Raw genomic sequence first — 25,042 nt, forward strand, 5'->3', positions numbered from 1 at the left:
GTTTAGGTAGGTTTTATAAGATTCTTTTATCTTAAGGTTTATTTAGGTTTATTTAGTTTCAATCAAGCTTTCTTTCATTGTATATAAGAAAACTTTAGTTTTGGTTATTCTTTGGTTGGTTAGGGTTGGTTGGTTTATTTACTCTTAGTTATTCTCATACAAAGTAAAGATAAAGAAACCACAGATAACGCTACTATACCAATAACACAATACACCCACACAGCATAGCAAAGATAAAGATTAAAAACCTAGATACTACACTAAATAAAAATAAAAATGCCTAAAAAGAACAGCCAACACAACACACCAAAGACAACACTTAAAAACCCTAGTTACTAGAGCTAATACACTATACCAAAGATAATGATTACCCCTCTCCAAGCCAACACACACCAAAGATAAAGATTAAAAAAACCTAGCCACTACACTATATCCACACACTACCCCTACCTACCTATCCCTTAAGGGTTGGTTGGTTTGTCTAATATTATAAGCATTACTAAAGGTTTTATTTGAAACCTTTATTTGTTATTTATTATTCTTTTAAAGTTTTTAGTAGGGGTTAATAAGATTTTTAATAAATAAATTAATAAGTTTTCATAGATTTAATAAAGTTAAAAGGTTTAGTTAATGAAGATTAAATAGATTTAAAAAGATTCAGTATAAAGAGTAAGGGTAGTTAGGTTTAAATGTATAAAGGATTAATTTATATAGTTTAAATAAGAGTAGTTAAGGTTTTATTCTTAGTTAGAACTGGTTTATTAGGATTTAATATTGTTTAGTGTAGATAGTAAGAGTTAGTAGGGGTTTTAGTTACTACCCTTTTAACAATACAATGAAAGTATAATTTAAAAAATCCTTAATTTTCTTTGGATATAATGCCACCTCAATGGATGCAAAAATAAAAAATTTTGTAAGCAGCAATCATTTATTAGCCCTTAGTGTATTAGATAATCAGCAAGAAATTTATACTGCAAGCTGTTATTACGCTTTTTGCGAAAAATACATTAGTTTAGTGTTTAAAAGTATGCAAGATTGCAAACATATTCAATTTGCAAAATGCAACCCAAAAGTTGGCGTTATCATTGCTGAAGATTCTAAAAAACTCCATTTGATAAAAGGCTTACAAATTAAGGCTTCTTTTAGAGAATCTTTAGAAAATGAAAGAGTTCTTTATTATAAAAGATTCCCTTATGCTTTGTTAGGAAATGGAGAAGTTTTTACACTCGATATTTTATGGGCGAAATATACAGATAATACGCTGTTAATGGAAAAAAAATTGATTTATCAAAGAAATTTGTAAAGGTTATTTATGAAAAAAGTTTTATTATTAATGAGTGGTGGAGTAGATTCTAGCTATTGTGCGTATTTGCTCCAAAAACAAGGTTTTAGTGTTTATGGGATATACCTTAAACTGCACGATAAAGAAGAAAAACATAACTATTACCTACAAAATATTCAAAAATGTGCACAAGTTCTTAACTTCCCTTATGAAATCATTGATGAGAGAGAGCTGTTTAAAAAGGCTGTTTATGATTATTTTATAGAATCTTACAAACAAGGCTTAACGCCCAACCCTTGTGCTATGTGTAATCCTTTTGTGAAATTTGGAATTGCCTTTACATTGGCCGATAAACTAGGATGTGATTATGTCGCAACAGGGCATTACGCACAAATCAAAGAAGGAAAAATAGCTCAAGCAGTCGATAACACAAAAGATCAAAGTTATTTTCTCTTTGGGGTCAAACAAGAATGGATTGCTAGAATCCTCTTCCCATTAGGGGATAAAAAAAAGGAGGATATTAAACCCATAGCACTCAAAGAACTTCCTTGGCTTGGGACTTTAGAAACCTATAAAGATTCACAAGAAATTTGCTTTGTAGAAAATTCCTATATTGATGTTTTAAATAAACATTATAATACACAACAAATGGGCGATGTGCTAGATGAGCAAGGCAACAAAATTGGCACACACAAAGGCTATATGCAATATACCATTGGCAAACGCAAAGGCTTTACTATTAAAGGTGCCCTAACACCGCATTATGTTTTAAAAATTAATCCAGCTAATAATACTTTAGTTGTAGGCTCTAAAGAATCTTTAGCAACTTCGGAGATTAAAGCCTTGAATTTCTCCTTGCCTAAAGAGTTTTTTGTCAATCATCGACCCTTAGATTGCGAAGTAAAAGTCCGCTATAAAAGCCACAAGATACAAGCTACTATTGAATTAGATTCTAAAGATAATCAAGAATTCATCATTGCAAAACTCAAAGAACCCGCTTATGGTGTAGCATCAGGACAGGCTTTAGTTATTTATGAACAAGACAAAGTTTTAGGTGGAGGGTTCATCGTATAATTGGTAATATTAATAAGGGGTAAGAAAATTCTAAAATTGTATCTTTTGGAGTTTTTTTTGTTATAATAAATAACAATTACAAAGGAGGAATAACCTAAATGAAAAACCGCATAGCTGTTGCAACAGACTTTTCACAAAATAGCCTTATAGCCATTTCAAAAGCCTTATATTTAGCAAAAAAATCAAAATCTACTTTGGATGTTGTGCATATTGTAGAGCATTCTATCTTTCATGACCCTAAGCAAAGCAAAAGAACAGGAAAAGAAGCATTAGCAAAATTCATTCTTGAACACTTCCCAAATCCAGAAGTTGTAATACAGGAATTTTGTTATGTCGGTTCTATTGTTAAGGGAATCTGCAAACACATAAAAGAAAGAGAATGCAAACTTTTATGCGTTGGCTCTGCAGGAGAAAACCATCATTTAACAGAAATATTACTTGGTTCTACTGCTAAACAAATCGTTAAAAAATCTCAAATACCTGTGCTTGTAACTAAAAACGAATCTCTACCAGATTATATCAATGCCTTTTCCCCAACAGATTTTTCAAACAATTCCTTGAAACTTGCAAAAGTTACTAAAAAACTTTTTGACAATATAAAAATTACCTTTTACCATATGATTAATCGCCCCTTTGAAATTAGATTAGGGCATTATGGGGCAGATGATGAGCAAATTTCAAAATATAATAAAAGTGCAGAAGAAAAAGCGAAAGAGCAATCTAAAAAATTCCTTAAAGAGCTAGATAAAAATAATGTTAATATGGTATTAGATAGTGGGATTTTAACTTATACTCGTCTTTTAAGTGTTGCAGAGAGCAAAAACTCCTCCCTTGTAGTCTTACCTACAAGCGGAAAAGTGAGTTTCTTTGCATTAGATGTTTTAGAGCATTCTAATCTTGATGTTTTAATTTGCAAATTCTAAGGTCTGGTGAAAAATCTCTCCCCTCCTTTATTTTTTAACTCTAAAGAACGCATTGTTTTTGCATTATTTTTAAGTAGCATTCTCATCTGTTCTCTAGGCTTTAAATATCACCAATTTCATACTTTAAAATCCCAAAAAACGCCTCTTGTTTATGCTAATGTCTTATCCCAATATACAAAAACCAAAAATGCTAAAAGTTACTTTGTATTAAAACTCCAAACCAAATTTGGAATCTTTTACACAACCTCAAGGGAAGACTTAAAAGACTTAAGATACAAAAATATCCATTTAAGGGTAATTTTCTCACAAGTAAGTTTTTTAGACTTTTTAAAGGGCTTTTATGCCCCAAGTTTTAACCTTATCCTTTTAGAAGGGGAGGATTTTAGAAAACCTATCCGTGATTTCATCTCTAAACAACACACTAATCCTTTAATGCGTGAATATTATCTTTCGCTTTTTCTCTCTGACCCCCTGCCCCTTGCTTGGAGAGAACTCTCACAAAGTTATGGTATTTCCCATCTTTTTGCCATCTCTGGCTACCATATAGGCATTTTAAGCTTTGTGGGATTTATGATTTTAGGCTTATTGTATAAACCTTTGCAAAAATATTATTTTCCTTATCGTAATTATTATTTTGATATAGGCATTTTAGTGTTAATCCTTTTAATCCTTTATTACCTATTCCTTACACAATCCCCCTCTTATCTTAGGGCTTTGGCGATGTCTTGTGTAGGGTTTTTTCTCACCTTTAGGGGATTAGATCTTTTAAAGTTAGAATCCTTCTTTTGGAGCATTGCTCTTTTGCTTGCCTTTTTCCCAAATCTTATTTTTTCGCTTGGTTTTTATTTTTCTTGTATGGGGGTGTTATATATTTTTTTATTTTTTAAATACTTTAAACTTCCAAAAGGCTTTTGGCAGAAATTCCTCTATATTGCATTACTCAATGCTTCTACTTTTTTCTTAATGGGGATTATTATTTATTATTTCTTTCCTCCCTTTTCTCCTTTATCCATTTTCTCTTTGCTTTTAACGCCTCTTTTTACACTCTATTATCCTTGTATGCTATTAGCACATTTTTTGGGCTTTGGAGGGATTTTAGATAGCCTACTTTTAAAATGGCTAAGTTTAAATCCCCCCACCATTGCTTTAACACCCAGTCTTTATCTCTTTATTCTTTGCAATGCTTTAACATTATTGGCTATTTTTTATCGTTTAGGGTTTTTTGCCCTACTTTGTGTAAATATTACTTATTATGGCTATGGAGTTTATGACCATTTTACTATCCATTAAGGATTATTATTGTTTTTAAAATCTAGGGTTTCTTTTATGGAGGCAGGTTTAACTTCTATCGCCTCTTTGTTAAAAGTTGCAGAATCTTGTGTAGCTGTTTCTTTAGGAGGTTCTTTTTCCTCATAAAAATCAAGTGAGGAGATGTCTTTTAAATCCATCTCTTTGGTGAGATTCTCTACCCCTTGTGTGAGGCTATTTTTATAAGCTAACGCCTCTTCTTTAATTTTACTTAAATTTACTTCCTTATCTAAACTCTCTTTAGCCTCATCCATTGTTTTTTTGACTGCTTTTAGGAATTTTGCCACATCTACTAAAGCTCTAGGTAATTTTTCAGGACCTAAAAAAATAATAGCTACCACTGCAATAAGTAAAATTTCAAAAAAGCCCATTCCAAACATAAATTGCCTTCTCGCTCTTTAGTTAAAATTCTATAATTTTAGGATTTTATCGCATTTTGGAATAAAGTGTGCTTAGAGTCTATCAAGTTTAGTTATACAGGAGATATTTATGAAAATAGCCTTTAGTGCAATTTCTTCTTTTTTATTACTATTGGGGTTAGGAGGTTGTATCTCCCCTAAGACAGATGCTTTTTTATTAGGTGCGGGGATAGGTTCTGGGGTTACCTATTATTTCCTAAATGGGGGCAAAATTGATGGCATTAGCCAAAAGTCCCTCACACAAAACAAACAAAATAAAATAGTTGATGTTTCCATTCCTGCAGAGTTAGAATGGTATTATTTTGAATCTGAACTCCGTAATTACAAGCGTTAGGAGTTTAAAAACTCTTTTAAGCATTGATGATGCAAAATAGGATTAAACTCTAAAACCTCATAACTTGCGGCATTTTTTAAGAAAAATGGGTCTTTTTGTGTAAAGGCTTGAGCCTCCTCTTTATTCACAAAAGAACCTATAATAATCCCTCCTACTCGTGGGTTTTGAGGACCACTTGCAAGTAACTTCCCACTTTCATAACCCTTTTTTAGATATTCCCTATGAGAGGGCAAAATCTCATCAATAACCTCTATACTTTGCGTATAAGTAACAAAAATTACAAATAAATTTTTCATTTTAACTCCTTTTTAGCATTATAACAGCTCTCTTAAGCTTTTTTCCAATTTTTATAAATATTATGGATATTATCCCTAATATCGCCCACCCAAATGCCACTAATACAAGCTACCATTTCTACATTTTCTAACCGCTTAACATTTTGTGCGTCAATCCCACCAATAGCACAGCGAGTAATCCCCTCTATTTGCCCAAATAAATCAAGTGGGATATTCTTTGCGTTAGGCTTAATTTTAGAAGCAAAACAAGCCCCAAAGGCGATATAATCTGCCTTTAACATTTTAGCTTGATGGGCTAATTGCAAACTACCATAACAAGATACCCCCAAGATTCCTTTGAAGTCTTGACGAATCCCCCTTAATTCCTCTTGCGTATAGGGATTTTCATCCTCCTTTTTGCCAATATGCAAACCCTCTGCCCCTATAGTTTGTGCTAATTCCACCCTATCATTAAGGATAAAAATCACTCCATTTTCTTGGCATTGACTTTGCAATTCCTCACATAAGGATTTAATGGCATTATCTTTATGCGTTTTATCACGAAATTGAAAACAGCTAATCCCTGCATCACAAGCTTCTTGCAACATTACAGACAAACGCTTATAAGGCGTTAAAATCTCATCACTAATAGCATAAACTCCATTTAACATTTCATCACTTTTTAAAAAATATTCTTTTAAAATTGTAGCATTTATGTTAAGAGCTTTACTATGCAGAAGTTAAAAACTTTTCAAATCCTTATTAAAGGTATCGTTCAAGGCGTGGGATTCCGCCCTTTTATTTACAAAATAGCTACCAAATATCATCTAAAGGGCTATGTATTAAATAATAATCAAGGTGTTAAACTCTGCATTCAAGGGGAGGAGAAAAACTTACAATCTTTTTTGAAATCCTTAAAGAATTCCCCAAATTCTGCAAGGATTGATTCTATTACCCAAAAAGAGCTAAAAACTTCTCCAAACTTCCATTCCTTTGAAATTAAAAAAAGCCTAGAACACTCCTTTAAAAGTGCGATTATTCCAGCGGATATAGCAATGTGTAAAAAATGTAAAAAAGAGCTTTTTAACCCTAAAAATCGCCGCTATGGCTATCCCTTTATAAGCTGCATAGATTGTGGAGGCAGATATAGCCTTATTGCTTCTTTGCCCTATGATAGGGATAAAACTGCAATGACAGACTTTAAAATGTGTAAAGCCTGTCAAAAAGAATATGAAAACCCAGCTTCAAGACGATTCCATTCAGAAATTAATTGTTGTCCAAATTGCGGACCTAAACTTTTTTTCACAAGAGATTTTAGCCCCCAAAAACTTCCCGATTCTCAAATCACTCCCTTTTTAAATACCCTAAAAAACCCCTTAGAATCTGCTATTTTAGCTTTAAAAAATGGAGAAATACTAGCCATAAAAGGGGTTGGTGGTTATGCCCTTATCTGCGATGCAAGGAATAAAGAAGCCATTAAAAATTTAAGAAAACGCAAGAATCGTCCTAAAAAACCCTTTGCGCTTATGTGTAAAGATACCAACACTGCCAAGCAATTCGCAACTTTAAACGCTAAAGAAATAGAAGTGTTAAACTCCCCCATTGCCCCTATCCTCTTAAGCCAAGCCAAAAACTCCCGCCTCCCTTTAGAGCTTATTGCTCCAAACCTAAGCACTCTAGGTATTATTTTACCTTATGCACCTTTACACCACTTACTTTTTGCCCACTTAGACTTTCCGCTTATTTTCACTAGCGCCAACTTAAGTGGAGAGCCTTTAGTAAAAGATTATTACCAAATTTGTGAAAAACTCCAACACATTTGCGATGGAATCTTGCTTTATAATCGGGATATTTTCAACCCCATTGATGATAGCCTTGTACGTGTTATTCATCAAAAAACACAGGTTTTAAGACGAGCTAGAGGGTATTTATGCGATGTTACCTTACCCATTAAACACCATAAACGCTATTCTAGCTTCATTACACTAGGTGCACAACAAAAATCAACCTTTACTTTTCACTTTAGAGATAAGACTTTATTAAGCCCCCATTTAGGAGATTTAGACAATATTGAAAGCTTTGAAAACTTTAAAAAAACCTTAAAACTCTTTTCTGCAAGATATACAACAAAGATTCATACTTTTGGGCTTGATATGCACCCTAATTATCACCAAAGGCATTTGGTGCAGCCTCAAGATAAAACGATTCTCATCCAACACCACTTCGCGCATCTCCTCTCTAATATAGCAGAGAATTCCCTTAAAGAGGAGGTTTTAGGGATTATTTTTGATGGCACAGGTTATGGCATAGATGGCAATATTTGGGGGGGAGAGTTTTTACAATGGAATCCTAATAATCCCCTAAGCTTTAAACAGCTATGGCATTTTCAACCCTTTTACCTACTAGGAGGGGAAAGTGCCATTAAAGATACAAGAAAATTAGCCATAGAAGCGATTTTTATAGCCTTTAAAAACGATTATTGCCAAATAAAGCTCCCCTTTATCACTTCACTCCAAAAGGACTATGGAGACAATATCCTAGAAACTCTACACCATTTACACCAAAGACAAAACCAACCCCTTTGTCAATCTGTGGGAAGGCTTTTTGATATTATTGCTACACTTTGTGGGGTAATAGAAAAAACCAGCTATGAAGGGGAAGCAGGAATGATTTTAGAATCCCTTGCTAAATATGCTTTACAAAACAAAAAAACGCCAAAAACCTATACCTTTAAATGTCAAGATTCAATAATTTTTTGGGAAATAATGATACAAGAGATTTATAGAGACTTACAAAACAATCTTGATAAAGAGCAAATCGCACTCAATTTTCATTTCACTTTAGTAAAAATCATCCAAACACTCACCCAAAATCAGCAAAATATAGCCTTAAGTGGAGGATGTTTTCAAAACCTCATCCTTACCACACTAACCCTAAAACTCCTTAAAAACAAATCAGTTTTTTTAAACTATGAAATCCCTTGCAATGATGGGGGTATTAGTTTTGGTCAAGCTTACTTTATGCAACTCTTAGAAAATAATCATTACAATAATAGCCTCTAAAAGGAATTTAATGAAAACAATCAATAATCCAACCCTAAGCAAAAAAAGCATTGAGGTCGCACAAAGAATCCTATCCAAAAATGACAAAGAAGCCCTAAAGCTTCGTGAGCTTTACAATGATAATGGAATTTTCACCATTAATCTTATGAGTTCCCCTGGAAGTGGTAAAACAACCCTGTTAGAAAATCTTGCGAAATACCATCTACTAGATTTTAGTGTAGTAGAGGGGGATTTGCAAACTAATCGCGATGCAGAGCGTCTAGCCAAATATGGAATTAATGCCTACCAAATCACTACAGGAGATGCTTGCCATTTAGAAGCCTCTATGGTTAGAGAAGCTTTAGAAAATCTCCAAAAAACTGCCCCTTTAAAGGAATTTTTGTTTATTGAAAATGTCGGCAATCTCGTCTGTCCTGCAAGCTATAATTTAGGTGCGAATATGAATATTGTCCTACTCTCTACACCAGAGGGAGATGATAAAGTATTGAAATATCCTACAATGTTTTTATGTGCCGATGCTGTGATTATCTCCAAAACAGACTTAATAGAGGTTTTTAACTTCAAAATTCAACAAGTTCAGGAAGATTTAGATAAACTTAAAAAAGAAATTCCGCTTTTTTTGCTTTCTAACGAAGAAAGAACTCTTAAAACGCTTAGTAGTTTCTTAAAAGAAAATAAGGAGAAAAACTATGTGTCTAGCCATACCTTCTAAAGTTATTTCTATTGATAAATCTACAAATATTGCAACTCTTGATACTTTAGGCGTGCAAAGAGAAGCAAGTTTAGATTTAATCAATGAGGAAGTAAAAATTGGTGATTATGTCCTTTTACATATTGGTTATGTAATGGGTAAAATTGATGAAGAACAAGCCAAACTCTCTTTAGAGACTTATGAAGAAATTATCAAAACCATAGAAGAGGAAGAAAAAGAGCTACAAGAGGCAAATAAAAGCAATTCTTAATTTTTAACTTATACATTAAAAAATGTAATTATTGATTGAGAAGAGATTAATTTTACATCTCTTTTAATATCTTCCATGAATCTAAGAGATTATTTAGGTTATATTTTGCATTTGCGGGGCTAGTTGAGGGCAGAGAAAAAATACGAATCTCATGCGAAAATTTCAAGGGTTTTGTAGGAATGAAAATTTTATAATATGGATAAGTTTCAATCTTTAGCGGAAACCCGAGATTCTTGCAATAGGTTTTAAAGAGTATACTTGCCTTTGTGCCATTAAGGCAAATATTTTGTATCTTACTTGAATGCAATGACGAAAAAACATCATTAAAGACAATATTTTTCAGGCTAGAGTCACTTGAGCCTTGAATCTCACACGAATGCACTATATCCCATAATGCAAGAAAATGCGTTTTAAGAAATGCAGTTTTGATGGCAATTGTTTGTTTATGTAAAGGGATATTTTGTTTGTGTTCTGCAATATTATGGAATGTAGTATTTTGTAAGGCAGATACAAGCGGTTTTGTAAAATTAGTTTGAGTTATAAAGTTTAATTCCATATTTTTTTCTTGAAATAATGCTTCTAGCACTTTCCAAAAGCGATTTTGCGGATGTGCGTAGTAAAACCCCATTTCTCTTGATGCAATAGAGGGAAATGAACCAAGAATGAGGATTTTAGTTTTTTCATTTAAGCCCGTAGGGGAAAAGGGATGAATGGGCATATTTGTCCTTATGTTAGTTGATAAGACATAGTAAATTTAATACTTAAGATACATCAAAAAAGCAAATGGTAACTTTAGTCTTTGTATTTTGTGAATCCTCTTTTACCATTTGCGCTTTAAAAGTAAATTCTTTTTGCTCTTCTTGGTTAGAATCCTTTATCTTTGGATAAATCAAAAAGCCTCCTTTACACTGATATTTAGCTAAATAGGCAAAGATTTGATAGAGGTCATTTTGTGAGATTCCATCATTTTGCTCTTTTTGGCTTAAGATTTTCCATTTTGTATCAGCGATAAAATTATATTTTGAATCCTCATATCCCACAATGTCAGGCTTGAGTTGAAAAATATTTTTTTCTTTTGTAATGGCTAGATACTTGCTTTTTTCTTGAGCTTTGATAAAATATTGCGATTGTGTATTATTAAAAATATTCTGCATAAACCCTTTATTTTTGTCATCACTCATTTGCATAGTGTTAAGATATTTCCTCATTTCACTTACCACAAAAGATTCAAAGAGTTTATTCATATCAAAAAGCAAAGCAAAGGCACGAGAATCTGCCTTATAGGGAGTAAAAGTCTTACGCTTTAAAAAAATTGCACACCATTGCAACACAAGTTCATAAGTTTTTAAAAATCTAAGATTTTGTATCGTGTTTAAGTCTTTATCTATATTTTGACTTGTAGGAATATCGGCAAAGACAAATCGCATTTGTAGGAGCTTTACACTTGTTTTTGTGCTTAGATTCATCTTACTTAAAAGCTCTAAAGTAGATTTAATAAGTCGATTGGGAGGAGAATCTGGGATAAATTCATCGCTACTTGTGAAAAACCGCTCTTTATGGACAAAATTACATTTTAGATTTTGATTAAAAAGTAACTTGCCTTTTAGGAAATTTCGATTTTCTTCACGCACGATATAATCATTTTTTAGCCCATTTTTTATTAGTCTTTCTAATTCATTTAAAAACATTAAAATAAATATTTCAAGCAAAGGCATTTTTGCCAACTTTAAATCCGCAAAGTTGTTATGTTTGAAAGGGGAATCTTTGAGGCTTTTTAACATTTTAAACAAAGCATTTTTAGCAGATTCTATGGCTTCTTTCTTATCTTTTACATTTTGCGATTCAAATCCCTCATTTTCTTTTGCTGTGCGAAAAGTTTTAGGTAAAATCTCAATACAAAATCCACTTTTGCTCTGCAATAATCCGACATAATTTTGCGCCTTTAACCTTTTACCTACAAATTTTAAGAAAATATGATTGCCTTCACTATGTGCAAACTCCACAAAATCATTAAAGATTTTTTGTGCTTGATTCTTTAAATCCTCATTAGTTTTGGTGCTTTGGCAATTTCTTAAGACTTCGCAAATATCCTCTGCACCAAAGCTTTGCCACTCGGCGATACAGAGAGTGTTTTTATGCTTCATTGTTTTGTGTATTATCTAGTTTGATAGTATTATCATAAATTTTTTGAAAATGTTTCTCATTCCATTTACTAGAATCTGTGATTTTATATATTTTTTTATCATTATCTACAAACTCATCGTTTAAACTTATACCCAAATCTTGCATACTTTTAGATTCTATCATTCCATTACCATTAAGCACCGCGTCAATCTTGGCATAATCCTCATAAAAATACTCCTGCAAAAGCGGGATAATCTTTTTAGCAAAAACTTCTTTAAGCTCATTTATAAATTTTATTTTCATAAAAAATGAATGCCCTATAGTATGTTCTCTATCAAGTAAAAACTCAATGCGATGATTGATAGATTCTAAAAGTTTTTGCAAATCTACCCCCTCACAATCCTTATTTAAAAGTGTAAAATCTGGCATTATTTCGCTAAATTCAAATCTCCTACGCAACGCAGTATCAAGTAGGGCTATACTTCTATCGGCGGTGTTCATCGTGCCAATGATATAGAGATTATTTGGCACACCAAATGTTTCTTGACTATAAGGCAAAGTAACTCTCAATTCCTCGTTATTCCCAATTCTTTTGCTTGGCTCAATGAGCGTGATAAGCTCCCCCAAAATCTTAGAGATATTCCCACGATTAATTTCATCAATGATAAGGATATAGGGCTTAAGTGGGATTTTTTGTGTTGCTCCTGCATTTTCTCTTTGGAATTCCTTTTCAAAATCTTTAAGTTGTTCATAAAGTGCAAAATAATAAATCGCATTGCCGTGCCATTGGGATTGGGATTCATATCTTGGTTTAATATCTTTATAAGCCTTTATCTTGCCACTTTTGAAATTTGGATAATCTCTTGAAATAATTTCTTGAGTGAGACTTTGAATAGGGCTTTTATCTACTCCAATAATTATAGATTTTACTTCTCCATTTTGATTAAAATTAATAAATTGAATTTTCATTTTATTTAAAAAATTAATGGATTCTCCATTGTCCAATTTTTGCTTCAACTCCAAAGCATAAGCTTGAAAAAGCCTTTTTGTATCAATTTGAGAATCTTTTGTGTCTTTTTGAGAGTTGTTATAGTTTTGGTAATTTGCTAATGCTCTCTCGCTAATCTCTTTAAAAATCCCACTTTGCACTTCATAAATCATATTTTGCGAATTATCAGCATTTGGCTTTATCCCCTCTACAAACTCCTCATAAGAAAAGCTTTGGTGAAAGGTGATAAAAGCAATTTGTCCTTTATCTTTAAACTCTCTAAAAAGTTTATTTTGCTCCTTTCTTGTCTCGGGGATAGAATCTATCTCTTTAAATTTGACTAAAATCTCCAAAGCCTTATTGATGGTTTCATAAGTCTTACCTGTTCCCGGAGGTCCATAGAGGATTTGATTCAAAGGGATTGTTTTTTGAGTTTGAGTATTCAGATTATTTTGCATTGGATTCTCCATTATTTCTTGTGAATTTTTACCATATTTTTGCCAAAGAGGCATAGATTTTTCTTGTATCATTGTTTGAAGGGTGTAAGTTGTTGTTTTGTCTCCCAAAAGTTTTTCATAAATTTGTGCTGTGCTTAGATTCTCTCCTAAGTTTTCGCCTTTTGCAATGTCTTGCAAAATCTTTTCATTAAATATGCCAACTATTCTCATATCCTCAATGTTTTGGTAATGAAAAGCAATTTTCCATTTATATAAATGCCACAAATCTATTTTGCCTATCTCATCAAGCTTGTTTTGCTGACTTAATTCTATTATTTTTATAATATAAGATTTAATTTTATCAAAAGCCTCCTCTTTTGTATTTCCATATTTAGCCAACCAAGCATAGTCTTTTTCGTAAATAAAACCTCGCTTATTTTCTTTATTATTATTAGCATTACGCTTATAGATACCAAATTTAAACGCACTTCCTCCCCGTATACTGCCTAATTTATCAAGTTCGGATTCTATCCAATAAGCAAAGTCATCTCTGTTTGTTCCACCTATCCCTGTGTAATCTTTTAACTCCATTTTTTTAACTTTTTCCAAGCTCCAACGTTCTTGAAATTTCTTAAAAATTTCTTCATCACTTGTCATAAGCAATTCTCCCTCGTTTCTAAATATTTCTACACATATTTTATCAAAAAAACAAAATTGCAAATAATAGAGATACAATTTAAGTCAAAATCCACAGAATATAGAATCTTTTGAAGCCACTTAATATAGGGTTTTCATCATATAATGGCGCAATGGCGAGAATATTTCAAAGGTTAGTGTAGTTTAGCATAAGTGGATTATCAAGCACAACACAAGAAATCAAAGCCAAAACAAGCTCCTAACTATTTTATGCAAATTTGCGAGTGGTTTCAAGCGAGATTGATTTTTGGGTGGATTTTTTATGTAAGCATATTTTTAAGCTACTCTTTGATTTTTGACAAATCACTACAAGTGAGCACGGGATAAGATTCTGAATCTCTCCTATGCTTTTATGCCACCATTTGAACTGCAATAAAAGCACGGCGATCTTCATCAAATTGCTTTTTGATAACTCTTGGGGGATTGCCTACGGCGATACTATAAGGCACAATATCAAGGTAGGCAAAAATTTCTTTATAAATTAAGCTTGTACCTTTATGGACAGAGGCAGAATCGCCATTGGCGATAATGTTTTTATCGTGCCTAAGCCTCACAATAATTAATCGCGACTTTAACCCCTATAATCGTCAAGTGACTTTTTGCAAACCTATTGTGATTAAAGATAGAGTGTGGATTGGGATTAACATAACGATTTATTCGGGCATAACTATCGTTGAAAACTCCATTATCGCCGCCGGAAGTGTTGTAACTAAAGATGTGCCACCAATGCTATTGTTGGAGGAAATCCTGCACGAGTATTAAAGAATTGAGGGGTAGGATTTACTACAAAAATGAGATTTAGTGTTAGATAGATAAATCCTCTATTTTCAAACACTATGTCCTTAGAATCTAAATATATTAGATTCTAAGCTAACGTTTGAATTCTGAATGCAAGCAAAGAATCTTAACGATCTGCTAACAAATTCTAAAACTTTGTAAGAGAAAATTTGTCATTATCATTCTAAACTTGCATTAAATAAATAAAAAATTTATAACATAACCCTAATTACAACTTCTCTAAAATAAAAGCATTCGAAATCTTACCATATATCTTCACAAAAACATTTCAAATGTTATCCAAAGAAATATAAATGGAGGCTATATCAAAAACTTGAATACTACTTGCCATCTTAACCTCTCGCACATTAAATAAATCATTGAATGCTTCACTCATCGTTGGGTGTGCATAGATTTGGTTTTTCACCATTTCATAAGAAAGTTTTAAATCTATTGCAAGTTTAATAAGGTTAATCATCTCATAGGATTCTTCACAAAAGAGCATTGCTCCTAAAATCTCATTGGTTTTTGCATTAATAATTGCTTTGAGTAAGCCTTGAGGTTTTTTAAGCACAATGGCTTTAGGAATCATTGCGGCTGGAAGCCTTACCACTTTTATTTCATAACCTACTTTAATTGCTTCTTTTTCACTTAGTCCCACCTTAGAAAAGGGTGGGTCAATAAATACGCTAGAGGGAAATGCCTTGCGTTTTGTGCGATTATAGCCTGTATTACACATATTACTTACAATAATACGATAATCATCAAGCAAAACATAAGTAAATTGTGCACCACCATTCACATCACCTAAGGCATAAATATGGCTCACATTGCTTTGAAGTTTATCATTAACGATAACTGCACCCCTTATATCAAGCTCTACTCCAGCTTTATCACAGCAAAGACTTTGTGTATTTGGATCTCTACCTGTAGCACTAAGAATCGCATCCGCTTCAAGCCTTAAGGATTGTCTATTGTGCTTAATACTAAGAATACTTATATCCCCTTTATCTTCTATCTCTACAAATTCCACACCACAGAGGATTTCAATACCTTTTTGCTGAAAACTCTCATAAATAGATTCTGCAATATCTTTATCTTCTTTCTCAAGAAAAGTCTCCTTTCTCTGTAAAAGTGTTACCTTTGAACCAAAATTTGCATATATCACAGCAAATTCTAAGGCGATAAAGCCTCCACCGATGATAAGTAAATGCTTAGGCAAAATAGGACTATTCATCAATGTTTTGCTTGTAAAGATATGTTTGCTCTGTGTAATACCCTTAATATTAGGGATTATGTCTTTTGCGCCAGTATTAATGAAAATTTGCTCACTTTCAATGAATATCTCCTCATTTTCTCCTTGTATAGTAAGCTTTACAATCGTATCACTATGAAACTCTCCTTTGGCATTAAAGATTGTAACATTGGAAAGATTATTAAGCTTATCATAGTTTTTTGTCTCAAGGTTGTGGTTAGATTTTGCTCCTCTTGCACCGCCTTTGCATAAAAAGTTTGCTTTTCTACAAAATTTGCATCCTTAGGGCTTAAAAGAGCATTTTTTACGAGTGATTTTGATGGCAAACATCCTATATTAATACAAGTCCCACCATACATTTTAGAATCTTGCTCAATTAAAGCAACTTTTTTTCCATTGCTTGCTAAATATCCTGCTAATGTTTCCACCTTTACCAAAACCAATAATAATCGCATCAAATTTTTGCATAGTTTATCCTTTAAAACATCATAATAAAAGATATAGCTTTTGCAGTATATCACTTATACTCTAAAAACACCAAATAAGGCAGAGATCTATATTTTTAACAAAATACTCCACACATTCAAGAGGCTATCAAGGTTATACCTTGCATTGGCTGGGCTAGTTGAAGGCAAAGAAAATATCACTATCTTGTGCCTAAATTTTTGTGAATCTATAGGGATAAGGGTTTTATAATGAGAGTGGGAATGTAGTGTTAGTGGTAAGTTTTGATTCTTACAATATTGCTTAAATAACATTGTCGCTTTTGTGCCATTTAAGCAAATAGCTTGAATCTTGCTTGAATGCAACAAGGTAAAAATATCATTAAACACAATATTTTTTAGACTAGAATCACTAGAGCCTTTAATCTCGCATGATTTCACCATATCCCATAACACAAGCAAATGGGATTTAAGAAACTCTATTTTAGTAACCATAGACTGCATAGACAAGGGGATATTTGCTTATAACCTATTGCACTATACAAGGTAGTGTTTTGCTCTGAAAGAATAGCTTGGGGGATAATAGAAGCTGGTGCAATATCTCCATCTTTAAACAACAGCTCTAGCACTTTCCAAAAACGATTTTGTGGGTGTGCATAATAAAATCCTACATCTCTTGAAGTAACAGAGGAAAAAGATCCAAGAATAAGGATTTTAGAATCTTTAGTTAAACCGCTAGGAGCAAAGGGATGAGTAGGCATTTTTATCCTTATATGTATGAATATGACTTAGAGCAAATATAGATTTTGTGGTGGATTTACACAATCTTTCAACTCCTAAACTTATATTTGAAGTGCTTTGCGTATTGAAATAATACAAAAACACTTTAATTTCCTCACCATATCACACCAAGCACCTGCCATTTTACCAAAAATATTTAATCCTGCACCCTATCTTATGCATTACCTTTCAATCTTTAAAACCTTAATATTTATAAAATATTTTATATTCCTACTCTATCTGCTCCTTAGCCAAAAAATCAATAAACACCTTAGCAGATGATTAATTGCATTGACCATTTTTATTGAATCTCTAGGAGAGGGATTTTAAAGTTTAAAAAATTACTTTCATTTATTGATGGCATAATCGCTCCACTTGTCAATCTTATAAGCAATTCTTGTAATATTTTAGTTTTTACTAAAAACATCAAAAAGGGTTTTAATGAATCTTTTGTTGTTTTTCTAATAACGAAAAATCCTGTAGAAGCAATTAAATTTTCTTTATCACTTTCAACAAACGCTATAGCTTTCTATGATTTATATCAACCTTATCGCCCAATCTGACTAACTCATAACCTCCCGCCTTTGCACACAAGCTACCTTTCTAATAGAATATTTCTTATATGCAAACTTATATTTTGTTTTGAGGCGTCAAAGCAAAGTTTCTTTATAAAAAATTTTGCCATAGCATCTTGTGCTAAAAAGACACTTTCACCTAAACTCATAGAGTTCAATCTTGACCTCTTTATCTTGCGTAGTGTAGAGGAGGAGATTTGGCATATTAATCATATCTTGAAAAACTTACAAATATTATCTATGTATGTATTTCCATTTAAATCCATTTTTATTGTTCTAAATTCTAAATAATTCTTATCTGAACCAAAAGTTGAATTTTTTTGTGAGATTGAGGCAGGATAAATATAAATATTTTTACTATTTTCTACTGAAATTTCGAAATCTTTAGGATTAAAATGCTCTAAATAGTTTTTATACAAATATTCAAAAAATATTTTAGAGCTGTTGATTTGTTTTAAAGCTTTTTCACGATTTTTTTGACTATTACTTGATTTTATTTCACAAAAAAATATATGTGAGTCTTTGTTCTTGCATATCAAAACAATAAAATCGCAACTATCCACCCTAGCTTTATTCTCAAAAAGTTTCTCAATAGGTCGGCAATTCTTATGTTTAATGTCTTGCTGTATAATTAAAATATCATCGGTGTTTCCTTTATTAAACATATATCTTTAATCACGCTTGACTCTTCTTGTTCGCTAACACATAAACACCCATTTTTGTTTTTTGCCCTTAAGCTATTAAGCTATAATGAATAGAATTTTTAAAGTTAGAGAGACTTTTAGAGGAGATTTTCATTACACATTCATCTTCTTATTGCAATATTATTTAAAAGCTTTTGCGTTATGTTTTCAATAAGGTTTAAAATAATATATCCTGTATCATTATTAATAAAATCCAAATACCCATATAGACTATAAGTCGCATAGGTGCCTGTATTGTTTTCACCACAAATAAGCGTCAAATCCCCCACTTCAAATTCTGCTTCATCAAGCATTCCGATATTTTTAATATGAATTTTCATTTTTTATCCTTTCTACTCCCACCATATTAGATTTTTAAGTTTTGGGTATTTATTTTTTAACATTAATTAAACTCATCTATCTTGCTTAATTCCAATAAATTTTGATTGTATTTTATTAGTTTTTGTTGTAATCCTACCTTATACTTAATAAGGGTTAGGGATAAAGGCTAGAATCACAAGTATTAATAAGGAATAAATTCCTTATCCCTCTAGAACAAAGGCTTGCAAAAACAAAATAAGACTAATAAATTTTATTATGGTTAAATTATTTGAGGTAGATTTTAAGCTTTTAGCGATAGAATTAGAAAAATATTTTAAATACAAGGTGAATTTATGAAAAAAGAATTTCTTTTTACTTCCGAATCTGTTACAGAAGGACATCCTGATAAAATGGCAGATCAAGTTAGTGATGCGATTTTAGATTATATTATAGAACGTGACCCAAAAGCTAGAGTAGCGTGTGAGACTTTATTATCTAATGGATATTGTGTGATTGCAGGAGAGCTAAAAACACATACTTATGCGCCAATGCAAGATATTGCTAGAAAAGTGATTAGGGAGATAGGATATATTGATGCGCGTTATGGTTTTGATTATCATAGTGCAGGTGTATTAAATGGAGTTGGCGAACAAAGTCCTGATATTAATCAAGGCGTTGATAGAGAAGATGGGGAAATTGGTGCGGGAGATCAAGGCTTAATGTTTGGTTATGCGTGCAAAGAAACAGATGTTTTAATGCCTCTACCTATTTATCTCTCCCATAGAATCACAGAAAACTTAGCAAAGGCTAGAAAAGATGGAACTTTGCCCTTTTTGCGTCCTGATGGTAAGTCCCAAGTAACTATTAAGTATGTTGATGGGATTCCAGCAGGGATTGATACGATTGTTGTTTCTACACAACATAGCCCAGAGACTTCACAAGACACATTAAGGAGTGCGGTTATTGAAGAGGTTGTCAAAAAATCTTTGCCCCAGCAATTTGCTAAAGATAATATCCGTTATTTTGTCAATCCAACAGGAAAATTCGTTATAGGGGGACCACAAGGTGATGCAGGTTTAACAGGCAGGAAGATCATTGTTGATACTTATGGCGGAAGTTGTCCGCACGGGGGAGGGGCTTTTAGTGGAAAAGATCCAAGCAAAGTTGATAGGAGTGGAGCTTATGCAATGCGTTATGTAGCAAAGAATCTTGTAGCAAGTGGTATTTGCGATAGAGCAACTATTCAAATTGCCTATGCCATAGGTGTTGTAGAGCCTGTTTCTATTTTAGTTAATACACACGGAAGCGGCAAGGTTGAAGATTCTAAAATTGAAAAATGTGTCAAAGAGCTATTCCAGCTCACACCTAGAGGTATTATAGAATCCCTTAATCTCCTCCGCCCTATTTATCAAAAAACTGCAAGCTATGGACATTTTGGTAGAGAACTTCCAGAATTTACTTGGGAAAAAACTGATAAAGTAGAGGCTATTAAAGATTATTTCAAACTTTAAGGGTATATTTTAAATGCAAAGGATTAATCATAAGACCCATTCTTTATAGAAAAAGAAGTCTTGGGGTATATTTCTTGCAAGGAGCAGAAAGTAATTATTAAGGAAGCAAGAGATTCTAGAAATTTTAGATAAATATCTAACCTTTTTAGCCACAAAAGGAACTTAAAAATCCTTGTGTGCCTCCTATACAATCTGCTCTTTTAAAAACAATAAACTTTATTTTTACATTATTCAAGGAATCTACAAACCTATACAAAATTTCAATACTATAGAATTCAGTCTTGATGATAACCAATGGATTAAAGGTATTTCCAAATTTGATAAGGATTTAAGCATTAAAGGAATAATGTTTGAAAAATATCTTGTTATAAAAAATATAGATTCCTAAATAGCATAGATTTTGGGGTTTTATTTAGAGGGAGTGAATAAAGATACAAGATTTTAATGGTAGAGAAGATTATAAAGAGCTATTAAATAACATTAAATCTTATATAATCTTTTAAGTTAAACTACTCTTTTTTTAAGCCCAACCAAAAGGGATATTTTGGTTATAATCCCATCAATAATAATCATAGAATGGAGTTTTTATGGAAACAAATATTGTTACACGATTTGCCCCATCTCCTACGGGATATTTACATATTGGAGGTTTGAGAACAGCACTTTTTAATTATCTTTATGCAAGGGCTAATGGCGGAAAATTTCTCTTACGCATTGAGGATACCGATAAAGCTAGGAATTCTAATGAGGCTAAAGAGGCTATTTTAAGGGCTTTTAATTGGATGGGTTTAGATTATGATGGAGAGGTTATTTACCAAAGCGAACGTTTTTTGATTTACCAGCATTACATTGAATTACTCTTAAAAGAGGGAAAAGCTTATTATTGCTATATGAGCAAAGAGGAATTAGAGGATTTAAGGGAATCCCAAAAGGCTAGAGGTGAAACCCCACGTTATGATAATCGCTACCGCAATTTTCAAGGAACTCCACCAGAGGGAATAAAGCCTGTTGTGAGGATTAAAGCACCCTTAGAGGGTGAAATTAGCTTTGAGGATGGGGTAAAAGGTAGAATATCTATTGATGCTAAAGAAATTGATGATTTTATTATCGCAAGAAGTGATGGAAGCCCTACTTATAACTTTGTCGTTGCTATTGATGATTCTTTAATGGAGGTTACCGATATTATTAGAGGAGATGATCATTTAAGCAATACCCCCAAACAAATCCTTATTTACCAAGCACTTAATTTTAAGATTCCTAAATTTTTTCATGTGCCGATGATTTTAAACCCACAAGGGCATAAACTTAGCAAAAGAGATGGGGCAATGAATGTTATGGAATACCAAAGTATGGGCTATCTCCCCCAAGCCTTGTTAAACTTCCTCATTCGTTTAGGTTGGAGCTATGGAGACCAAGAAATCTTTAGCAAAGAAGAAATGCTTAAACTCTTTAATCCTAAAGACCTAAACACCGCTCCATCAGCGTATAATCAAGAAAAGCTTTTATGGCTTAATAGCTACTATCTTAAAAATCTCACAAATGATAATATTAATGCTCTACTCCCCCTCTATAATGAAAAAATCCCTTCCCAAAAAACACAAGATATGCTTTATACAGAGTTAAAAGAGCGTTCTAAAACCCTACAAGAATTTGTCGCTCTTTTAAGAGAGTGCCTCTTGCCAATAAGTGTTTATGATGAAAAAATGAAAAATAAGTTACAAACTTCTGAAAATATACATTTGCTAAAAGAACTCATTATTTATTTTAAAGCCATTAAAAAACCTATAGATTCTACAAAAGCAGCGGAGATAGAGCTTGAATCTTTTGCAAGTTTTCAAGGCATTAAACCTAAAAGTTTTTTTATGCTCTTGCGTTTTGCACTCTTAGGAAAAAGTGGAGGGGTTAGTATTGCACCCTTACTTGCTGTTTTAGAAAAAGAGGAAATTTTAATGCGTCTTAAAAATGCCTTAGCTATTCTTGACATTACTTAAAACGTTTTCTTAAAGACTTCTAAATTTTTATCCCTTTAAGATAAATTACTTGCACCTGAGTCAATAAGCTTTTGATTATTTTGATAAACTCCTTAAATGATAAACTTAGAACAACAAATATTATTATCAAGGACAAACTTCCTTTAAGGATACAGAATAGTTTTAACCCCCATAAAGCAGTATGCTTTAGCAGAATAGTGTATCCTTTAATTATAATTTTAAAATCTAAACACTTTTAGAGATTTTACTTTAAACAATACTATATTAACTGCCTAAGCAATAAAGTTTTAAGCTTAAAAATACATAATCTAAGGCTTTGTCAATTTAAGTATGCATAACAAAATAGCATAATTAAGTAAAATCCTTATACCAAATCAAGATCTAAGCTTCAATTTAACAAGAATGCAAATAAATTTTTCAAGGTTTAGGGAATAATAAAGAAAAAAATGGTTTAAATTTATTTTTAATTTTCGTTTTATTTACTTTGGAGTATCATTCAGATATTGATATTTTTTATCAACAAATTATTTTTATAAAAGGATTATTGACTATGTTAGTAACTAAAAAAGCTCCAAATTTTAAGGCCCCTGCTGTTTTAGCAGATAATCAAATTGTTAATGATTTTGAACTTTCAAGAAATCTTGGTAGAAACGGTGCGATTGTATTCTTTTGGCCAAAAGACTTTACTTTTGTATGCCCTTCTGAAATTATTGCTATGGATAAAAGAGTAGTAGCGTTTAATGAAAAAGGATTTAATGTAATTGGTGTCTCTATTGATTCAGATGTGGTGCATTTTGCTTGGAAAAATACTCCTGTTAATCAAGGTGGGATTGGTAATGTTCAATTCCCTATGGTTTCTGATATTACTAAACAAATTTCACGTGATTATGAAGTATTAATTGACGAAGCTGTTGCATTAAGAGGTTCATTCCTAATTGATAAAAATCAAATTGTTCGCCACGCTGTTATTAACGATTTACCACTTGGTAGAAATATGGATGAAATGATAAGAATGTGTGACGCTTTACTTTTCTTTGAAGAGCATGGTGAAGTTTGTCCTGCTGGTTGGAATAAAGGTGATAAAGGTATGAAAGCAACAACTGAAGGTGTAAAAGAATATCTCTCACAAAATGCTAATAACCTTTAATCAAAAAGGGGAGAGCCTCCCCTTTTTGATTTCACATCTCCTTAGAAAATTTTGCTTTAATCAATTTAGCCTTTTATCGTAAGTTTACTAATTTTAGGCTAGATAATTCTTAATTGGTATTTTTAATCCGGAAAATAATTATATTCACCTAACATTAAGAAATACAAAAATATTGTTTTATTGCTTCTTAACTTGATTCATTCAAACTATTTATTGACTTAAAATACATCTTTTTAGAATTTCAAATTTACCGTGCAGAGTTAAAAACCTTTCATTTTTGATAAACATTTCTAGATTAATCTTAGAGATAACTATCTTTACATAATATTTGCTTTACTATTATCTTAAAACTTAAAAGTCGTAAGTTTTCTCTTTAAAACGCTTAAGAGAGTATTTATATTCATTAATATAGAATAATAAATATTGTATAGTAACAAAAAGTATCCATTAAGAACAATAAGGAGACACATAATTTATGAAAATGCGATCATTGACTACAAAAATATCAGGTTTAGCTATTATTACCTTTGTAATCATCATACTATTACTAAATTTTATGTATTACAAAAGTTCAGCACGTATTGTTGAAGATCTTTATCACACTATACAAAAAAGTGTTTTAGAAGCTTCTTATACAACTATAAATATCACTATGAATATTGAGGCTAAACAGCATTTAGAATTTGCAGCTAATATGCTCTCTAAAGTCAATAAAGACGATATTGTTTCACAAAGAGAAATTCTAAGCTACACATCACAAATTGTAAAATATGCAGATATTTTTATAGCCTATGAAAATGGAAATTATCTTGATGAAGCCTATCCTGAAGAACCAAAAATAACTTTTAGTAACAATTGGGATATTCCAGAGATAGATATGAGAATGCGTCCTTGGTATCAAGAAGCAAAAAATGCTGGCAAATTTATTGTTACTTCTGCTTATATTTCACAAGCTGGAACACTAAAAGGAAAAGAAGTCGCAACTGCAGCATTACCTATTTATGAAAATGGCAAATTTATTGGCGTCATTGCAGTAGATATTGTTATTACGGATTTTCAAAAAAGATTTGAAAACTTTGTAACTGCTGAATTACCTAGTCTTTCGGTATTTATTACCGATAATAATGGAGAAATTATCTCCCATAAAGACCAAAGCTTAGTTTTAGATAATAAAAGAATTGAAGCAGAAGATGCAATACGTGATGCTGTTAAAAAGTCTAGAACTGGAGTTGCAGAATATACCAATTTAGGCTTCTTAAAAACGGTGTATTATGCACAAATGCCATTTGGATGGATAATTGGAGTTTCTGCAAATCAAGATGACTATATTCGGGGCGTACAATCTGCTGTTATTAAAAATACAATAATTGCTCTTATTTTACTAGCCATTGGCATATTAGTGCTATTTTTAATCATTAGAGGCTTCCTCAAACCTATCTCTAGTATCCAAAAGGGATTATTTTCTTTCTTTTCTTATATTAATTACGAAACTAAACAACCCCTTAGTGCTATTAAAATCTCTTCTAACGACGAATTTGGTCAAATGGCAGTAGCTATTAATGAAAACATTCAAAAAACTCAAAAAGGCTTAGAACAAGATACAAAAGCTGTAGAACAATCTGTAGCCACTGCTAAAGAAATAGAAGCAGGAAATCTTACAGCAAGAATTACAGAA

General features: G+C 32.1%; 27 protein-coding genes. 13 read left to right on the forward strand and 14 right to left on the reverse strand.

The genetic code is table 11. The features are described 5' to 3' along the window. Positions 1 to 889: 889 nt before the first annotated feature. The 4 genes from LS72_RS08970 (at position 890) to LS72_RS08985 (ending at position 4,569) form a co-directional block, all read left to right on the forward strand. The gene (locus LS72_RS08970; protein WP_034554655.1) at positions 890 to 1,303 is read left to right on the forward strand and encodes a hypothetical protein; all 414 of its coding nucleotides are present in this window, start codon (positions 890 to 892) and stop codon (positions 1,301 to 1,303) included. Positions 1,304 to 1,312: 9 nt separating this feature from the next. Next, positions 1,313 to 2,356 (forward strand): tRNA 2-thiouridine(34) synthase MnmA, encoded by a 1,044-nt coding sequence (gene mnmA, locus LS72_RS08975; protein WP_034554656.1) that lies wholly within the window; start codon positions 1,313 to 1,315, stop codon positions 2,354 to 2,356. A 98-nt stretch (positions 2,357 to 2,454) separates the two neighbouring features. Then, positions 2,455 to 3,279: a universal stress protein gene (locus LS72_RS08980; RefSeq protein WP_034554657.1), complete on the forward strand. Its 825-nt coding sequence runs from the start codon at positions 2,455 to 2,457 to the stop codon at positions 3,277 to 3,279. Between the two features lie 6 nt (positions 3,280 to 3,285). Next, a complete protein-coding gene (locus LS72_RS08985) occupies positions 3,286 to 4,569 on the forward strand; it encodes a ComEC/Rec2 family competence protein (protein WP_052087343.1) in 1,284 nt (427 codons plus the stop codon). On the opposite strand, the gene tatB is transcribed toward LS72_RS08985, so the two are convergent. Then, positions 4,566 to 4,967 carry a Sec-independent protein translocase protein TatB gene (gene tatB, locus LS72_RS08990; RefSeq protein ID WP_084590184.1) on the reverse strand — a complete coding sequence of 134 codons (402 nt, stop codon included), beginning with the start codon at positions 4,965 to 4,967 and terminating at the stop codon, positions 4,566 to 4,568. The genes LS72_RS08985 and tatB overlap by 4 nt on opposite strands. 109 nt (positions 4,968 to 5,076) lie before the next feature. Here tatB and LS72_RS08995 point away from each other — a divergent pair, with 109 nt between their 5' ends. Then, a complete protein-coding gene (locus tag LS72_RS08995; RefSeq protein WP_034554659.1) occupies positions 5,077 to 5,340 on the forward strand; it encodes a hypothetical protein in 264 nt (87 codons plus the stop codon). On the opposite strand, the gene LS72_RS09000 is transcribed toward LS72_RS08995, so the two are convergent. Both LS72_RS09000 and LS72_RS09005 read right to left on the reverse strand, forming a co-directional pair. Then, positions 5,337 to 5,636: a YciI family protein gene (locus LS72_RS09000; RefSeq protein WP_034554660.1), complete on the reverse strand. Its 300-nt coding sequence runs from the start codon at positions 5,634 to 5,636 to the stop codon at positions 5,337 to 5,339. The genes LS72_RS08995 and LS72_RS09000 overlap by 4 nt on opposite strands. Before the next feature lie 32 nt (positions 5,637 to 5,668). Beyond that, positions 5,669 to 6,286 (reverse strand): thiamine phosphate synthase, encoded by a 618-nt coding sequence (locus LS72_RS09005; RefSeq protein ID WP_034554661.1) that lies wholly within the window; start codon positions 6,284 to 6,286, stop codon positions 5,669 to 5,671. A gap of 60 nt (positions 6,287 to 6,346) precedes the next feature. Here LS72_RS09005 and hypF point away from each other — a divergent pair, with 60 nt between their 5' ends. From hypF to LS72_RS09020, 3 genes are read left to right on the forward strand one after another with little or no spacing between them, the layout of a single operon-like run. Further along, positions 6,347 to 8,677 carry a carbamoyltransferase HypF gene (hypF, locus tag LS72_RS09010; protein ID WP_138155275.1) on the forward strand — a complete coding sequence of 777 codons (2,331 nt, stop codon included), beginning with the start codon at positions 6,347 to 6,349 and terminating at the stop codon, positions 8,675 to 8,677. 10 nt (positions 8,678 to 8,687) lie between these two features. Next, a complete protein-coding gene (hypB, locus tag LS72_RS09015) occupies positions 8,688 to 9,389 on the forward strand; it encodes a hydrogenase nickel incorporation protein HypB (protein ID WP_034553662.1) in 702 nt (233 codons plus the stop codon). Continuing rightward, on the forward strand, positions 9,367 to 9,639 hold the full coding sequence (locus tag LS72_RS09020) for a HypC/HybG/HupF family hydrogenase formation chaperone (protein WP_034553663.1): 273 nt from the start codon (positions 9,367 to 9,369) through the stop codon (positions 9,637 to 9,639). The genes hypB and LS72_RS09020 overlap by 23 nt, the downstream gene beginning before the upstream one ends. A 52-nt stretch (positions 9,640 to 9,691) precedes the next feature. Here the strand turns inward: LS72_RS09020 and LS72_RS09025 are convergent, their stop codons facing one another. The 4 genes from LS72_RS09025 to LS72_RS11430 form a co-directional block, all read right to left on the reverse strand. Continuing rightward, on the reverse strand, positions 9,692 to 10,357 hold the full coding sequence (locus tag LS72_RS09025) for a uracil-DNA glycosylase family protein (RefSeq protein WP_034553665.1): 666 nt from the start codon (positions 10,355 to 10,357) through the stop codon (positions 9,692 to 9,694). 43 nt (positions 10,358 to 10,400) lie between these two features. Continuing rightward, positions 10,401 to 11,783, reverse strand: coding sequence for an McrC family protein (locus LS72_RS09030; protein WP_052087276.1), 1,383 nt, complete (start codon positions 11,781 to 11,783; stop codon positions 10,401 to 10,403). Further along, positions 11,773 to 13,845, reverse strand: a complete 2,073-nt coding sequence (locus tag LS72_RS09035; protein ID WP_034553666.1) for an McrB family protein — start codon at positions 13,843 to 13,845, stop codon at positions 11,773 to 11,775. The genes LS72_RS09030 and LS72_RS09035 overlap by 11 nt, the downstream gene beginning before the upstream one ends. Positions 13,846 to 14,234: 389 nt before the next feature. Further along, positions 14,235 to 14,438 (reverse strand): hypothetical protein, encoded by a 204-nt coding sequence (locus LS72_RS11430; RefSeq protein ID WP_034553667.1) that lies wholly within the window; start codon positions 14,436 to 14,438, stop codon positions 14,235 to 14,237. Positions 14,439 to 14,475: 37 nt separating this feature from the next. Here LS72_RS11430 and LS72_RS09040 point away from each other — a divergent pair, with 37 nt between their 5' ends. Beyond that, entirely contained in the window at positions 14,476 to 14,646 is a 171-nt protein-coding gene (locus tag LS72_RS09040; RefSeq protein WP_269149287.1) for an LbetaH domain-containing protein, read from the forward strand. A 304-nt stretch (positions 14,647 to 14,950) separates the two neighbouring features. On the opposite strand, the gene LS72_RS09045 is transcribed toward LS72_RS09040, so the two are convergent. The 7 genes from LS72_RS09045 to LS72_RS09070 form a co-directional block, all read right to left on the reverse strand. Next, the gene (locus LS72_RS09045) at positions 14,951 to 16,078 is read right to left on the reverse strand and encodes a dihydrolipoyl dehydrogenase family protein (RefSeq protein WP_238700788.1); all 1,128 of its coding nucleotides are present in this window, start codon (positions 16,076 to 16,078) and stop codon (positions 14,951 to 14,953) included. Further along, entirely contained in the window at positions 16,036 to 16,371 is a 336-nt protein-coding gene (locus tag LS72_RS11435) for a hypothetical protein (protein WP_238700787.1), read from the reverse strand. Before LS72_RS11435 ends, LS72_RS09045 begins: the two co-directional genes overlap by 43 nt. Positions 16,372 to 16,470: 99 nt before the next feature. Next, entirely contained in the window at positions 16,471 to 16,854 is a 384-nt protein-coding gene (locus LS72_RS09050; protein ID WP_052087277.1) for a hypothetical protein, read from the reverse strand. Then, entirely contained in the window at positions 16,839 to 17,120 is a 282-nt protein-coding gene (locus LS72_RS11715) for a uracil-DNA glycosylase family protein (RefSeq protein WP_052087278.1), read from the reverse strand. Before LS72_RS11715 ends, LS72_RS09050 begins: the two co-directional genes overlap by 16 nt. A gap of 320 nt (positions 17,121 to 17,440) precedes the next feature. Further along, positions 17,441 to 17,566, reverse strand: coding sequence for a hypothetical protein (locus LS72_RS09060; RefSeq protein WP_331250518.1), 126 nt, complete (start codon positions 17,564 to 17,566; stop codon positions 17,441 to 17,443). A 357-nt stretch (positions 17,567 to 17,923) separates the two neighbouring features. Continuing rightward, positions 17,924 to 18,379 carry a hypothetical protein gene (locus LS72_RS09065; RefSeq protein WP_034553668.1) on the reverse strand — a complete coding sequence of 152 codons (456 nt, stop codon included), beginning with the start codon at positions 18,377 to 18,379 and terminating at the stop codon, positions 17,924 to 17,926. A gap of 140 nt (positions 18,380 to 18,519) precedes the next feature. Continuing rightward, positions 18,520 to 18,738 (reverse strand): hypothetical protein, encoded by a 219-nt coding sequence (locus tag LS72_RS09070; protein ID WP_034553670.1) that lies wholly within the window; start codon positions 18,736 to 18,738, stop codon positions 18,520 to 18,522. Positions 18,739 to 19,071: 333 nt separating this feature from the next. Between LS72_RS09070 and metK the strand changes: the two genes are divergently transcribed. The 4 genes from metK to LS72_RS09095 form a co-directional block, all read left to right on the forward strand. Then, positions 19,072 to 20,229 carry a methionine adenosyltransferase gene (gene metK, locus LS72_RS09075; RefSeq protein ID WP_034553672.1) on the forward strand — a complete coding sequence of 386 codons (1,158 nt, stop codon included), beginning with the start codon at positions 19,072 to 19,074 and terminating at the stop codon, positions 20,227 to 20,229. A 587-nt stretch (positions 20,230 to 20,816) separates the two neighbouring features. Then, positions 20,817 to 22,220, forward strand: a complete 1,404-nt coding sequence (gene gltX, locus LS72_RS09085; RefSeq protein WP_034553673.1) for a glutamate--tRNA ligase — start codon at positions 20,817 to 20,819, stop codon at positions 22,218 to 22,220. Positions 22,221 to 22,770: 550 nt separating this feature from the next. Next, the gene (locus tag LS72_RS09090) at positions 22,771 to 23,367 is read left to right on the forward strand and encodes a peroxiredoxin (protein WP_108911119.1); all 597 of its coding nucleotides are present in this window, start codon (positions 22,771 to 22,773) and stop codon (positions 23,365 to 23,367) included. Positions 23,368 to 23,842: 475 nt separating this feature from the next. After that, positions 23,843 to 25,042: cache domain-containing protein (locus tag LS72_RS09095; RefSeq protein WP_269149288.1), on the forward strand; the 1,200-nt coding region annotated here is incomplete at its 3' end.

The sequence above is a fragment of the Helicobacter apodemus genome, from assembly GCF_000765745.2.
Classification (GTDB): Bacteria; Campylobacterota; Campylobacteria; order Campylobacterales; family Helicobacteraceae; genus Helicobacter_D; species Helicobacter_D apodemus.